This window comes from Flaviaesturariibacter aridisoli (genome assembly GCF_004343705.1).
In the GTDB taxonomy this organism is placed as follows: domain Bacteria; phylum Bacteroidota; class Bacteroidia; order Chitinophagales; family Chitinophagaceae; genus Flavisolibacter; species Flavisolibacter aridisoli.
This window is the reverse complement of the sequence record NZ_SKFH01000055.1, coordinates 1-13401: the sequence shown is the minus strand read 5'-3', so window position 1 is coordinate 13401 and position 13401 is coordinate 1. Positions and strand designations below refer to the sequence as shown.

Sequence of the window (13401 nt, the reverse complement as noted above, 5' to 3'; positions counted from 1 at the left end):
CGGGTAACGACCCTTACCCCGGATGAGTGGCTGCACGAGCTGGTACAGGCCGAGTGGGACGAGCGGCAGAACCGCTCCATCGACCAGCGCATCCGACTCGCCCGCTTCCGCTACCGCGCCTCCCTGGAAGAACTGCACTACGGCGAGGGCCGTGGGCTGGACCGGTTACAAGTGGAACGGCTGGCGGCCTGCACCTTTATCGACAAGGCAGAACCTGTAGTGATTACCGGATCCACGGGTTCGGGCAAGTCCTACCTGGCTTCCGCCCTGGGCTACCATGCCTGCGCCTGTGGCTACAAGGTGATCTACCACCACATGCCCAAGCTCTTGTCGCGCCTGAAAATGAGTAAAGCCGACGGATCATACCTCAAGGAAGTAGCCCGCATCGAGCGGCAGCAGCTACTGATCCTGGACGACTTTGGCCTGCAGCCCCTCGATGCTCAAGGGCGCAACGCACTGATGGAGCTGGTAGAAGACCGCCATGGTAAGAGCTCGCTGATCATCACCTCGCAGGTACCTGTGTCGGGCTGGCACGACATCATCGGCGAACATACCGTGGCCGACGCCATCCTGGACCGCATCGTCCATGCCGCTCACCGCGTGGAACTTAAAGGAGAGTCCATGCGCAAACGAAGGACAGCCACCACTAGTTGAGAGAACCCGTAAATTTGATGAAGAAGGGAGCCTAAAAACAGCCCCGAATAAACCACATTACCTAACCGCCAAAAGATGCCTGCTCAAATTAGTTGCGCCAGTAATATGTGCCGAATCTCCGCCACGATATCAGGTGGTCAATTTGCTCCGGCGTAGGGTGGTCAGTTTGAACGGCGCATGCAGACAGGATTCGTCAGCGATTTCAGCAAGCTAACGAAATGAGGGAAAATCAGCGAGAGGTGACCGACAACCTCGTCGAGGAAGTTCTGCAAAATCAAGCATATCTGGATTTAAAGAAAGCCAAAGAAAGAGAAACTTTCGCCCTGTCTCTGGTGAAAGAAAGAGGGGAAGAAAACTACGTAGGTTACACGGTAGCCCGCCTTGCAGAGAAAGAGTATCAGCAGTGCTTTAAGTCTGCCTTCCTTGTAAAAATAGAGGCCGAGTTAGCACAACTTCGAGCAAAAGAGTCAAAGGTCTCAAAAGCGAAAGCGCAGTCCGTTCTGGGCATTTCCAAATCGGACCTCGAAGCGATTTGGTACAAAGCCCTATAAATCAGGCTCTGACCCGTAAAATTTTGTCCCGCTTACAACTTAGCGCCCCTTATGCTTTGCTGATTTGCCCTTGGGTTAGCCCATACTTAAGCACTCATTGCCTACGAGGTTGGGAAGGGCTAGCAAGTATTCGAATTTATCTAATAGAAAATGCAATTAGATACAGCTCTCACTTAGGGAATCTATGTGTGCTAACACGGCCCTATGTAACGCAAAGATTGCCAATGCCAAGGATGGAAATTACGGCCGTTATTGTTTTACCGAGCGCGGTAACCGGGTACATATCGCCATAACCAACCGTTGTCAGAGTCGCGACACTCCACCACATCGTTTCCGGTCTACTTGAGAACTTATCCGGCTGGGCGTCGTGCTCCACAAAATACATAACGCAGGAAGCGACTACAATCAGGCAAAAAGTGATAAGGAGGCTAAGCGTCAATTCTTCCTTCTTTTCGGAGAATACCGTGCGTATCACCCGGGCCGCCCTGATGTATCTTCCTAATTTGAAGAAGCGCAGTAACCGCGCCAGGCGCAACATCCGGATGAACCGAAGGTCAAAGGCAAACAACAGGGGGAGATAAAAAGGCAGAATAGCACACAGGTCAAGCAGGGCTCCAAAGCTCAGCATCCAATGCAGCCGGCCTGTGATCGGGTGCCTGTATTTTGGATGATGGGTAATGGACCAGAGGCGCAGGAGATACTCGAAAGTGAAAAAAAGAACCGAAAACAACTCAAACCCACTGAAAAAGGCCCGATATTGCCGGCTCAAGGATTCCACAGTTTCCAGTATGACGGCAAGCGTATTTGCAAAAATCAGAGCAACAACGATCCCGTCAAACCACTTTTCCCAGGGGCTGTCTATTTCCACAGGGTCCAACAAGGTATAAACCCGCCTCTTTACTACAGCATACATAGCCAATTGCGTTTTATCTGTCCCCGGTCGAATGGATTTATTTACAGGACGGGCTTGAATTAGGAAATAGCTGTCGTTTTTGAATACCCTTCCGCCAATTGCTTCTCAACAAGAGTATCCAGCTGCACGCTTGCCTCCGCCTCACTTCCATAGGCATAGAGCTGCACCAGGCCTGCAGTGCCCATCTTTCCTGTTGTTACCTGAAGTTGGGCACCAGCCTGCATAATTCGCCAAAAGCGGGCACCATCGGCTGAAATTAGCTCCGCAAACGGCTTGTCGGACTCCTTGGCAGGTTTCGGTTCAGGATTGGGGATTTCCGTCTTGCCTTCCGACTCCTTGCCTTCCAGCTTGCCGGTAATCTTTTGCAAAACGCCCTCGGGGGATTCCCACCAGTCCTTAGCAAAGACGGTTATCACCTCCCATCCGAAACTTTTCAGTATTGCCGGACGCTGGTAATATTGTTCGACCAAGTCACCGTTCTGGTAGTGTGCACTGTCGTCAACCAGTATCCCAAGCTTGTAATGACTTACGGACCCGGCTTCCCGGACAGCCAGGGAACACTTGAATGTACTTTGCCCAATCATAGTATCCACCTTATATCCTTTCCGCTCCAATGCCACTTTTATTTCCTGAACTAAGCCTGTCCATCCGGCTTCCGATTGCTGCGTCTTCCCATCAGATTTGACCAGTCCGTCCAGTATGGTCCTCGCCAGGCGCAGGTTGCCCGTACTGACCATCTCCGCATAGTGCAGAAAACGCTTAAAGTAATTCGCGCCGTCGTTGTGCTCATTGGTAATGTGCTGGTGCCGGATACTGGCGACAACTGCCATGTGCTTTTTGGCCCGGCTGAAAATGACGTTCAGACGCTTTTCCCCGCCTTTCTTGTTGATGGGCCCAAAATTCATCAGCATCTTTCCATTGCTGTCAAAGCCATAGCAAACACTCATGATGATGATGTCCCGCTCATCGCCCTGGACATTCTCCAGGTTTTTGATAAACAGGCCTGTAAACTGGCCCTCGTCCTTGCGGGCAAAAGCCTTCTCCAGCAGTTCCTCGAAGGGCTTGTCGGCAAGCGCCAGCTCGTCGATGGCTTCTTCGATAGCGCCTTGCTGCTCCTGGCTGAAGGCAACGATCCCAATACTTTCCGGGGCACCATCCAGCAGAAGCTTCCGGACCATTTGTGCGATATAGCGCGCTTCGCTCTTGTTGCTCCGCGCCTCATAAAGGCCTTGCGCGAGGTAATGATAGCTGATACTGCCACTAAGAAGTCTTCCGGCGTTTGCGGCACCTTCCTCAGGCGACTTCACCTCGAGCAAGGGTTTCTCCAGGCTTTGGATGGTCCGGTCGGGAATGGTCAGAAGACCGGCATCGTAAAAAGCGTGATTCGAATAACTGATCAGTGCCTCATGCCGGCTGCGGTAGTGCCAGCTCAACATGGTCCCGTTCAGCTTTCGGGCACCTTGCACCAGGAGACTATCGGCATCGGCACTCAGGATCTCATCCTCCGTCTCCCCTTCTACAGCCTCCAGATCCTCCGGATCATCGCTCCTTGCATTGAAGAAATTGCTGGGAGGCATCTGCTTGTCGTCTCCCACAATGATACTCTGGGGCGCCCGGAACAAGGCCGGGATCCCCTCTTCCAGGGTAATCTGGCTGGCCTCATCGAATATGACGACATCAAAATAGGACGTGTCGAGCGGGAGGCTATCACTTACACTCAGCGGACTCATCAGCCAAACTGGCTTGATATCCCGGAGCACCTTCCCGCTCTCACCAGAAGCCAATTCCCGTATGCTTTTGTAACGCGTCGATTTACTCAGTTCATGTTCCAGTATCCGTCGGCCATTGGAATATTCTTTCTTGAAGATCTTTTGTTCCTGCGAAAGCACTGTGGCGGACGCATTGCTGATGTCGTAATGAGTCAAAAACAACTGACGTCTCTGTGCCCGGATGAGCGTACTATTCAACTGTAAGAGCTCGTGATACGCGGATTCGATCTCGCGTACGGAATTCTGCAGGGTAGCCTGGCTGGCGGCGCCAAACGCGAGATTCCCTCGGTACACTTCCTCGAGGGTGCGCTTGGCCATGGCGGCCTGAGCTTGCACAGGCGTCAGCGGAAGGCGACGCAACAGTCCCTGCAGGTCTGCAGGCAATTCGGAAAACTTACGAAGGGCAGGCAGCAGGTCCTTCAGAGCTGGCTTATTTGCCAAAATGGTGGTCAACTCGTCGCTTATCTGCTGAACCGACTTTCCCTCAAATTCGTAAAGACACTGCGCCAATTGGACTTCCAGCTGCTGCAGCGTATTATGAAGCTTGCTTAACTGCAGCACCAGCTCATTGGAGCGTGGGTGTGCCAAAAGAAAGTCGACCTCTTTGTCCCCTTGCTTTTGGCGAAGCACGGTAATACTGTTGTATACGGACTCAATATCATCTACCCGGTAGCGGCCCTGTATGGAGGTGCGGGATTGATCAGCCTTCTCCCCTTCCCGATACTCATCCTGAAGCAATTGCAGGATCTGGCTGTAGGCAGGCTTCAGCTTATGAGCACTAAAGTCGTAGGATTGCTCCATTTGCTTTTTCAGCCGGCGCCAGGAGCCGTTAAAAAACCTCCAGAACGATTTTTCGAACTTTTGGGCGATTGCCAAAGCGTCGCTTATTTCGTCCTTCTCAAACTTATCCCGCCATTTGCCGTTCTTGTGAACCGCCTCCTGGTAACTCTTCTGGAGAGCCCGGTACTCTTCCAATTCCGTTTCGAACTTCCGGGCCTCGGATGTATTGGGATCAACCAGCTTCAGGTTCCCGGTTCGCGCTAATCCTTCCAAAACGAGTGAGTCTTCGATCAGGTTTTTTATCTGCTCTAACCCGGTTGCATGCTCTTTGGGAATGTTATTCTGAGAAACAACCTCAACCAGCCGGCTGATCGCATTGGTCGCACTGCCGGTTAAACTATCCAACAACGAGAATGGGTTCTCGCTTCGGACCAGCGTATTGGAGAGATTGCGGAACGGATGTTTTGCGATCGAAATTTCTGCTCCGGACTTATCCAGGGCGTCGCTTAATTCAGTAATCACGCTCCCGAACTGAACCCAGCTCCGGTAAACCGGCAGTTCCTCTCCCTCAACATCTTTCCCTGGGAGGTGGGGCTTCAACTGGATCAGGGTCTCAATTAGTCCCCGCACCGGAACGCCTGCTTCTACAGGCACACTGGTGAGCGCAGTATGGTACTGCTTCAATACGTCCACATGACGCAACAGCCGCTGGAGTGTATCATTACGCTGCGCCATCACGGCAGCCAGGTCCATCCTGTTCTTTAAAAAGTCCTCATAAACCGTTCGTAGGTCTTTAATGAATTCCTTCTTGTCCGCCTGGCTGTCGTGAATGTAACAGCAAAGCTCAGAAAGCTGGCTTTGCTGCAACCGGTAGTATACCACGTCAAGGGCAGCCCTCTTCTCACAGATAAACAGCACCGTCTTCCCTCTTGCCATAAAATCGGCAATCAGGTTGGTGATTGTCTGGCTTTTTCCGGTTCCAGGAGGCCCTTGAATGATATAGCTTTTTCCCGTCCGCGCCTGCAGTACCGCTTTGGATTGGGTAGGATCTGCGGAAACGACATGGTACCACTCGGCCGGATTATTGTTGATCGCCTCTCCTACCGCTTCTTTAGGGTGCTTGCTGAAAAGCTCTTCAAACACATTATGATCGACACCACCCTCTGCCACGGCGTTATAATCACGCACCAGGCTCATTTTCTTGTAGTTAAAATTGCCGAGAACGATGTTGCAAATGTCAAAGTCCCAATGATAGGGGTTTTCATCACCGTCCGTGAGCTGAAAGGTGCTTTTCAGGGCCGCCGCTTCTGCCGCGAAATTAGCCGTTGATGCTGCCGGCGGCAGATTGCCGAGTAAAAACTCGAGTGTGCTGAGCCTGGGCTCCACACGCTGCCGGAATAGCTCCAGTCCTAAAGGACGGTAGTTCTCCTCGTTATAGCTGTATTCTACCTGGTGAAATGTCGGAGTGCCTTTCTGCTTCAGTCGCTTCCGGTAGTTATTAACCGTCTGCCGGGCCACGGTATGAACGATCTTGATCCGCGGCTTATCGATGTAGCTCAATTTCACGCCTTGCCTGGCAGCGTCGATCTGTGCCTGGAGCATTTCAAAAAACTGCTCCATGCTGATATCATCGAAATCGATGCTATCGGGCAAGACAATTCCGTAGAGGTCCTTCAGGTGATTGGCCAGAACCGGGTTGATGATCGCCGCATTGTCTTTAATCTTGAGGGTAAATCGCTCTTCTTTCAACGATTTCTTTCGCTCTATTTCGACCGGAAGCAAAAGCAGCGGGCTCTGAATCCGTTCACGCGCATTTTCTTTAAGGTTGTGCCAGTGCAGAAAGGCCACTACCAGCTTCAATTGGCTGAAGCCGAACTCCTTTTTGTCGTTTTCCGACTGGTGACGGATGGCGTTTAATTGCGAATTCAGATAGGGATGATCTTCAAAGCGCAAATACTTGTTTAAAGCAAGGTCCGACTGCTTGATGATCAGTTTGGAAATTTCATCGTTCCAGGTGAACAGCAGCTGGGGATTGATGCTCTGGTAGTGTAGTACGAGCGGGACACTGCTCACCGTCAGGTTCACAAACCGCGCATTGGCCTTGTAGTAAAGCAAGCGGTTGCGCCGGCTGGTGTCGAAAAGCCGGTTTCGGAGCTTGGAAAGAATGAATCCCTTCCGGTCCGAGGTCTTTGACGTTAGCGTCGCTGCGAGCTCCGTAAGGTCCGTATTTCGCTGAGGGTCGTAATCCCGGTAGTTTCTCAGACGTTGAATCACTTCGCCCAAATCGACGCTGCGCTTGCGGCGGTCGAGCTCGGTCATTTCTGTAACCAAGGCACAAATAGTAGGATGCATCCGGGGATTCAGGCCGGCCGGCTGCACCCGGTAGGACGCAAACCGATCTAAATCCTCGCGCCGGTACAGATTCAACCCCATGACCACGCTGCCCAGAATCAACCCCAGGCAAAAAATATCAGTCCGGGCGTCATGGTGTTTCAGCAACATTTCATAGCACTGGTAGCCCGGCAAATAGGCCGGATGCGGTAACTTCTGCCCATCCTCCATTTGCACCTCCAGATTACTGACACTGCTGGTTGCCGTTGTCAGATCCAGATTGACCAGGACACGGCCGGTGATCTCATAGCCTTGGATTGCTTCGGCATCCAGCAGCTTTTGTACCGCTTCCCAACCCGACAAAGGATCATGAGTAAAGTTCTCATCTATATCGAGCCGGCCGTCGGTCAGAAAAACGGTTTCCGGGCGGTCAAAGGAACCCACCTGGCCGGCTTCATGGAATCCAAGTACTTCCTCAAAAAGCGGCAAAACGAATTCGATGACTTCGTCCGTGGAAAGCGGTCCGGTGGTGAAAGCCGACTGCAGGTATTGTTGGAAGGTGGTAACGGGCAACATACTATAAGAGTTGTCGAATGGAGTGAAGGGTTGGTTTAGAGTTGACCAGCAAGCTGTTGCTGGTAGGCGTTCAGAGCATTCTTGCGTAAGGTGGAGACTTTCTTATCCGTCAGCTTTTGCTCTTTTTTTACGGCCGCTGCAAAGGCATCAGCAATTTTCAGTTCATCAGCCATTTGAAAACAGCGCCCCATCCCGACATCGCCCAGTTCTTTATCCGTTGTCGCGAAATCGTAAAGTACGTAACCCAGATAGTCCTTTAAGCTGGGATGCAGCAGCTCGGTGGCCGGGCCTAAGGTGGCTGGATCCACCGATTCATCCACAGACAGCTTCCCGTAATACTGGTTGGCAAGCGCCAGAACTGGTGGTGTGCGGAACCGCTCTTCCTGCAACAGGGCCAGAATCGTCTTCCGGGTAAGATCGGCTATCTGAAGTTGCTTGAATAGATCCAGCTCGTCGATCCCGGTATGGCCCTCGATCATTTTCTGAATCTCTGGTTCCGCCTCTGGTCCCTTTTCGTGCCAAAGCCACAAGGCCCGGGCGCGGATGAAATTCTCCGGATGGGAGACTCCGGAGGTTTTGGTGAGCGCGTTATTGGCAAAGACTTCCTCGGCCTGCTTAACAAAGCTCTCCGCATTAACAGTTTGAAGCCCTGTAGCGATCTTCACAAGGGAGCTAATGATCGGGCGATGATCTTTTGTAACCTGATAGGCCCCGCGGTCGCAATAGATTTCGGTATACAGACGGAACAAGCGCGCGGTTTCATAGTGGGCCGGGGTGGCGTCCGTGTGGGCGCCGATGGCCGATACAATGCGATCGACTACTTCGATATCCCCATTTTGTTGCTGATATAGGAGCACGTGACTCAGTTCATGTCCTAATATAGCCAGTAGCTCGTCCGGAGAAAGTGAATCCAGGATCTTCCCGGTAAAAACAACATGGGCTTCGCCGCTTACATAGACAATCGATGCGTTCATTTCTCCGGCATTTTCTGCCTGGTAAATGGAAATCGGAATCGACAAGCCCAGTGCCTGTTTGGTAACTTCGAGCTGCTGGAACAATAGCGGGTGGCCTTCCTTATCGAATTGGTAGGTGCTTTTCAGCAAGTTGATTTTATAATCCTGTAACTGCTCTGCCTGGTGCGTTGGATTGGCAAAAAAGGTCCAAACTGGTACATTCCGCCGGAAGTAATCGGTGGCCACTTGGTGGTACACTAATGGAGACAGCATAAATACAGTTGATTTGATCGGCTTAAATTACTGTAAATAACCAAGTGAGACAAGGAAATATTGTTTCCGGACAACCTTATTGACCCACCATTTGAACAGCCTTTTGCAGGACTGCGCCTTATTCCCTCGAAGCGAAGAAGTAATAAAACATGTCGACGCCAGCTCCCTACATTTCAGCTCCTTAGTCATACCACTCCTATCTCTTAGGAAAAGGAATCCCCTTAGAGAAGCTCAATACTAACACCAATAAACCCTTCCATCATCGATCCAATAATGGCTAAAACAACCAACTATCCGGGCTACAGACGGGCTTAGGCTAGGTCGCCTATTCTGAGACAAGGTTACTCGCCAACGTTTGGCATGTATAGTCTGCAAAGACAATGTTGTGATGTCTTTGCATCCACAAGGGCATTGAAATAGCGCCCACATCAAATTACCGTTATGTTTAACAACGATAAAATCTTGCTCTCCGACTTCTGAATTAGTAGGAGTTTTGTTTACGATTCTTAATTCATGAAACCGAACTGGGTATCTCGTTCGTCTCAAACTTGACGAACTTTTCCGGCTCAAAAGCCGGTTTAACAATTTGAGGAACTTATGCATTTTCTACAATTTCTCCCAAAGCGGGATATCCCAGTCTGTACTTTCCTTCGGCTTTAAGTAACAGAACTTTATCTCTACAATGAATGCAATCGGGATTGTCGTCAGGCCCATTGCTATAAATGCTCATATGCAAGAAGTCAAGCCAAATGTTATCTTTCAGAACATCTTCTGGAAACTTTCGGAAAGGCTGGATTAAGTCGAAAAGGGTAGCCACCCCATAGTCTGCCGCTGCACTCGTGAACGGCCCTACTCCAGGCGCCCCAGCTTGGCCACCACGGATATAGAACTCCCGTTCAAGCGTTTCCGCATCAAGCAAGAGGAGCTCAGGTCGTCTTTTCACTTCCTCTTCATATTTTATCATATCATCGTTAATAACCCTTTGACACCTTAGGCAACTGCCGGACTCCGGCAGAATGCAACTCACCCTCGCTCTATAGTCCCTCAGATATGCAGTTCCTATTTGATCTTTATCCACAAAGCCAGCTATGCCCAGATCAATAAGAGCTTGTGCATAATAGTACACACATTGGTTTATGATATCCCTCCCTGTTGCATCATCCGTACATCCGAAAATGACATCAGCCGAAGAGATGGCATCAATAGCTTCTGGCGAATCCTGCAAGTTCGAAGCAATGCAAATTGTTTCACATGACAATCCTAGGCTATCGATAAACTTCTTAAGCCTCTTTGCTTTTTTCTTACCGACACTTTCTGCGTTGTATCCGCGGACACGGTTCATGTTGGATTTCTCGAGCCGGTCACCGTCAATTAAAATTAATTCACCAACGCCACACCGACTTAGAAGCGTTGCAACAGGCGAGCCAGTTCCACCCAAGCCAACTATTGCAATTCGAAGAGACTGTAGCATGCGATTGAAAGGTGCTCCAAAAGCAGCTGCCTGCCGTTCCAATGTTGGATTTAGGGCAGAGCCCCCAGATGAAAACAACTCTAAGCTATCGCCTATTACTGCTATATGTCGAATTTGTATGACTAAGGCAGGATTGTAGCCTCTTCGCGCACGTGCGATCCATTTCCCCTCACAAAGAACCATGGAAACCAAAAAAGAAGCCTTGCCGTTACATCCAGAAACCCCATGGAGTATATTCCTCTCATTTGTGTCGTCTCTCTCAGAAAAGAAAAGACATCCCTCAGGATGGCTATGGACGAAGCCTAGCTCTAAGCCCAATGTCTCGCACCGATGATAGACCTCGGGAAACATTCGCATATTTATTGTCAAATGCGTCCTAGAACTGTCTAATACCCAATCATCAGACATTTCGATCATCTCAACCGCAACGAATCGATCTGACTGTTTAAAACCTTTGACCGGCCTCGAGAACCTTCGGAATAGCAGAATCGCCCCGCGTTCGTGACCGTCGGGATGTCCGTTTAGCCAAACTGTTAAACGAGACTCGATAGACTTCAGCAAAGTAATACGGTGGCCTTGCATATTAAGGTGACGGATTTTGTAGTGCCCATTCAATTCGATCTAAAATCTTTCTAATGTTGTCGACTTTGGCTCGCCAAGACTTTGCATCGTAGTGTCGAGACCAACGGCAAAATTCCTTTCCTTGAAACCGCCTGTTATCTCCACCTCCGACTGCACATACATTTGGCAACGGTCCGTTATCTGCACGGCTCAAAGACGGGTACGTCCACAGCATATCAGTACCGGTCATGTTATAATTGCTCGGTATTATAACAAGCACTTCTGCTTCAGAAATCGGCTCGCCACCAGCCATATACATCCCTTCCGGCAGTGGGTAATTATGGATCACAAGCATCCTTCCACTTTCATCTTCTGAATACCTCAGATTTGACTCGTTCAGATATTTGTAATCTTCATCAAATAAAAGACTCATGCCTTGCCAGGTGTTGATTTAGACTCTTGGGAATAAAACTTGTCAATTCCGCTACTCTCATCCAAGTCAAACGAGTCGTCTGCCTTAACCAGTCGACCGACTTTCCCCTTCTCTTTTACAAATAAGTCCATGTTCTCAGGTATGCCAGGAGGAACGGCTCTTACCTCAGCTCCAGTAATGTGCTGCTTAGGCCATTCGTGTACTTCGTTCTCAATTTTAAACTTGTATTTTTTCTTGCCCGCATCCGGACCGTTGGCTGCTTCATTCTTCTTTCCGTCGTTCATTACTTATTTTTTAGGATGCCAATTTAGACAACAAGGCTTACTATTAGCAGTCCAAAAAACACGGATACACATCCGTATTTTCCGGCAGCTTAACTAATTGACCGTTCCGAAGCATAGCGCATATCTTCTCGAAAAATGCCCACCAAAACCACCCACCTCCTCCCCCTTTTCCGTGAATTCTCGTCCAAATCTGAAAAAGGCCACCGTCTTCGCTACCCGGGAAAGAAATTGGCGCCGGGCACGATCCGGCAGTACCAACAAGTGTATCAATTACTGGAACAATTCGAAGAATTGGACGGCCAGCCGGTCCGGATCGCTGTAATGGGACGGCCGGGAATAACCGAGCTGCAGAAGGAAAAACGTTATTGGCAACGTTTTTTGCGCCATTTTCTCGACTTTCTTTACACGAAGAAGCGACACAGCGACAATTACGTCGCGTCTGTCCTGAAAACACTCCGGGCTTGCTTCAATTACATCGCTCAGGACAAACAACTACCGATTGGAACGTTTCATACTATGTTTAAGGTTCCGAGCCCAACGATCGAGCCGGTGATTTTATCCCCGCAGCAACTGCAGTTTCTTATCTACGATCAGGCTTTCCACGAGAATTTGCCCCGGCACCTACGTCGCACAAAAGACTTGTTTGTGTTCGGATGTACCGTCGGACTTCGCTACAGTGATCTGATGGCCTTACAGAAAAAGAATCTGGTATCGACCCAGCAGGGATGGACGTTAAATCTTCGAACCCAAAAGACGGGCACGGCGGTTCAGATTCCTTTCCCCGACTACCTGGAAGCCATTCTGGACAAATACCGGGCAACAACAGGCCGCTTCCTGCTACCACGTCTATCCTCAACTAATATGAATAAACAGGTAAAGGATCTCTGCCGGCGAGCAGGCTGGAATCAGCCCTTGCCTAAAATGCGGTCGCGGCGCGGAAAAATGATCGAGCAGCGTTGTCCGGAAGGCAACACCCAGACTTTCGCCGACCAGGTGACCGCGCATACGATGCGCCGGACAGCCATAACGACTTTGTTGATCCTGGGCGTTCCGGAACTGGCTGTCCGGAGAATATCCGGGCACGCTCCTGGAAGCAAGGAGTTTTATCGCTACGTAATCATTGCGCAGGAATACGTCAACCAACACATCCGGAAAGCGTTCCAGCTGCTCGCACCGGAAGCCCGGAAAACGGCCTGATTTCGCGAGATATCTCGTGATTTCACGGATTTTCCCGAAAAGCCCCGAACAATTTTTCGGGGCTTTTTCCGTGTTTTCCCGCGATTTCTCGTATTTTCCCGGTAAAGCCTAAATCAGTGCCAGTGGGCACGGAATAGTCGTGGAGTTATTATCCCTTTGGCATGCAGATGCCGGGCCGGAAATACCCGCTCCCGGGGCCGCTTCCGCTGGCTGGCGCCGGCTCACCTTCCTCGCCCATCGAGCTGTACCGCCACGGCTTCAAAACCCAGGTTTCAGGCAGCTCCACAACTTACTCGGCTGCCCCCAACACGCTGAGCGCCTACCTGGACTCCTCGAAGTGGACGCTGTCCACCCCCGGCTATTCCGGTGTGTTCGTGAGCTATCCCTCGCCGGTCACCTCGGGCCCCTCCATGGACTCGGCCCTGGGCTTTGCCGTCACCCCCACGGGCGGCGCCTCCATGACGCTCACCTTCCAGGTAAAGCCGGGCTATAGGGCCACCATCACCTCCTTTAGCTTCTACAACCGGAGTACGGCGGTGGACCCGCTGACCGACTCCACCACCGGCTACCGCTACTGGTATATGACCATCAATGGGGTCAACGTAGGCGGCGATACCCTCAACCGCTACTCGGTGCCGCTGCTCTCCACCGGCAC

At 50.8% G+C, this 13401-nt stretch carries 11 protein-coding genes; 4 read left to right on the top strand and 7 right to left on the bottom strand.

Features of this window, described 5'->3' with window-relative positions:
* A partial coding sequence (gene istB / locus E0486_RS17880) for an IS21-like element helper ATPase IstB (RefSeq protein WP_131853905.1) occupies positions 1–654 on the top strand: 654 nt, incomplete at its 5' end.
* Between the two features lie 239 nt (positions 655–893).
* Positions 894–1205: a hypothetical protein gene (locus E0486_RS17875; protein ID WP_131854323.1), complete on the top strand. Its 312-nt coding sequence runs from the start codon at positions 894–896 to the stop codon at positions 1203–1205.
* Positions 1206–1407: 202 nt separating this feature from the next.
* On the opposite strand, the gene E0486_RS17870 is transcribed toward E0486_RS17875, so the two are convergent.
* From E0486_RS17870 to E0486_RS17845, 7 genes are all read right to left on the bottom strand, one after another.
* Entirely contained in the window at positions 1408–2118 is a 711-nt protein-coding gene (locus tag E0486_RS17870) for an ion transporter (protein WP_131854321.1), read from the bottom strand.
* Between the two features lie 59 nt (positions 2119–2177).
* Positions 2178–7574 (bottom strand): AAA domain-containing protein, encoded by a 5397-nt coding sequence (locus tag E0486_RS17865; protein WP_131854319.1) that lies wholly within the window; start codon positions 7572–7574, stop codon positions 2178–2180.
* 35 nt (positions 7575–7609) lie between these two features.
* Positions 7610–8800 (bottom strand): M48 family metalloprotease, encoded by a 1191-nt coding sequence (locus E0486_RS17860; RefSeq protein ID WP_131854317.1) that lies wholly within the window; start codon positions 8798–8800, stop codon positions 7610–7612.
* A gap of 237 nt (positions 8801–9037) precedes the next feature.
* Positions 9038–9403, bottom strand: a complete 366-nt coding sequence (locus E0486_RS19410) for a ubiquitination-like system serine protease family protein (protein WP_484488977.1) — start codon at positions 9401–9403, stop codon at positions 9038–9040.
* Positions 9396–10853 (bottom strand): HesA/MoeB/ThiF family protein, encoded by a 1458-nt coding sequence (locus E0486_RS17855; RefSeq protein ID WP_131854315.1) that lies wholly within the window; start codon positions 10851–10853, stop codon positions 9396–9398. The genes E0486_RS19410 and E0486_RS17855 overlap by 8 nt, the downstream gene beginning before the upstream one ends.
* 1 nt (position 10854) lies before the next feature.
* Positions 10855–11265 carry an E2/UBC family protein gene (locus tag E0486_RS17850; RefSeq protein WP_131854313.1) on the bottom strand — a complete coding sequence of 137 codons (411 nt, stop codon included), beginning with the start codon at positions 11263–11265 and terminating at the stop codon, positions 10855–10857.
* Entirely contained in the window at positions 11262–11549 is a 288-nt protein-coding gene (locus tag E0486_RS17845; RefSeq protein WP_131854311.1) for a hypothetical protein, read from the bottom strand. The genes E0486_RS17850 and E0486_RS17845 overlap by 4 nt, the downstream gene beginning before the upstream one ends.
* A gap of 135 nt (positions 11550–11684) precedes the next feature.
* Here E0486_RS17845 and E0486_RS17840 point away from each other — a divergent pair, with 135 nt between their 5' ends.
* Both E0486_RS17840 and E0486_RS17835 read left to right on the top strand, forming a co-directional pair.
* Entirely contained in the window at positions 11685–12746 is a 1062-nt protein-coding gene (locus E0486_RS17840) for a tyrosine-type recombinase/integrase (RefSeq protein ID WP_131854309.1), read from the top strand.
* Between the two features lie 161 nt (positions 12747–12907).
* The coding region (locus E0486_RS17835; RefSeq protein WP_131854307.1) for a hypothetical protein at positions 12908–13401 on the top strand (494 nt) is incomplete at its 3' end.

Coding starts and splice junctions, on each gene's coding strand:
- E0486_RS17870 (WP_131854321.1), bottom strand. CDS start 2,118: ATGTATGCTGTAGTAAAGAGGCGGGTTTATACCTTGTTGGACCCTGTG.
- E0486_RS17865 (WP_131854319.1), bottom strand. CDS start 7,574: ATGTTGCCCGTTACCACCTTCCAACAATACCTGCAGTCGGCTTTCACC.
- E0486_RS17860 (WP_131854317.1), bottom strand. CDS start 8,800: ATGCTGTCTCCATTAGTGTACCACCAAGTGGCCACCGATTACTTCCGG.
- E0486_RS19410 (WP_484488977.1), bottom strand. CDS start 9,403: ATGCATAAGTTCCTCAAATTGTTAAACCGGCTTTTGAGCCGGAAAAGT.
- E0486_RS17855 (WP_131854315.1), bottom strand. CDS start 10,853: ATGCAAGGCCACCGTATTACTTTGCTGAAGTCTATCGAGTCTCGTTTA.
- E0486_RS17850 (WP_131854313.1), bottom strand. CDS start 11,265: ATGAGTCTTTTATTTGATGAAGATTACAAATATCTGAACGAGTCAAAT.
- E0486_RS17845 (WP_131854311.1), bottom strand. CDS start 11,549: ATGAACGACGGAAAGAAGAATGAAGCAGCCAACGGTCCGGATGCGGGC.
- E0486_RS17840 (WP_131854309.1), top strand. CDS start 11,685: ATGCCCACCAAAACCACCCACCTCCTCCCCCTTTTCCGTGAATTCTCG.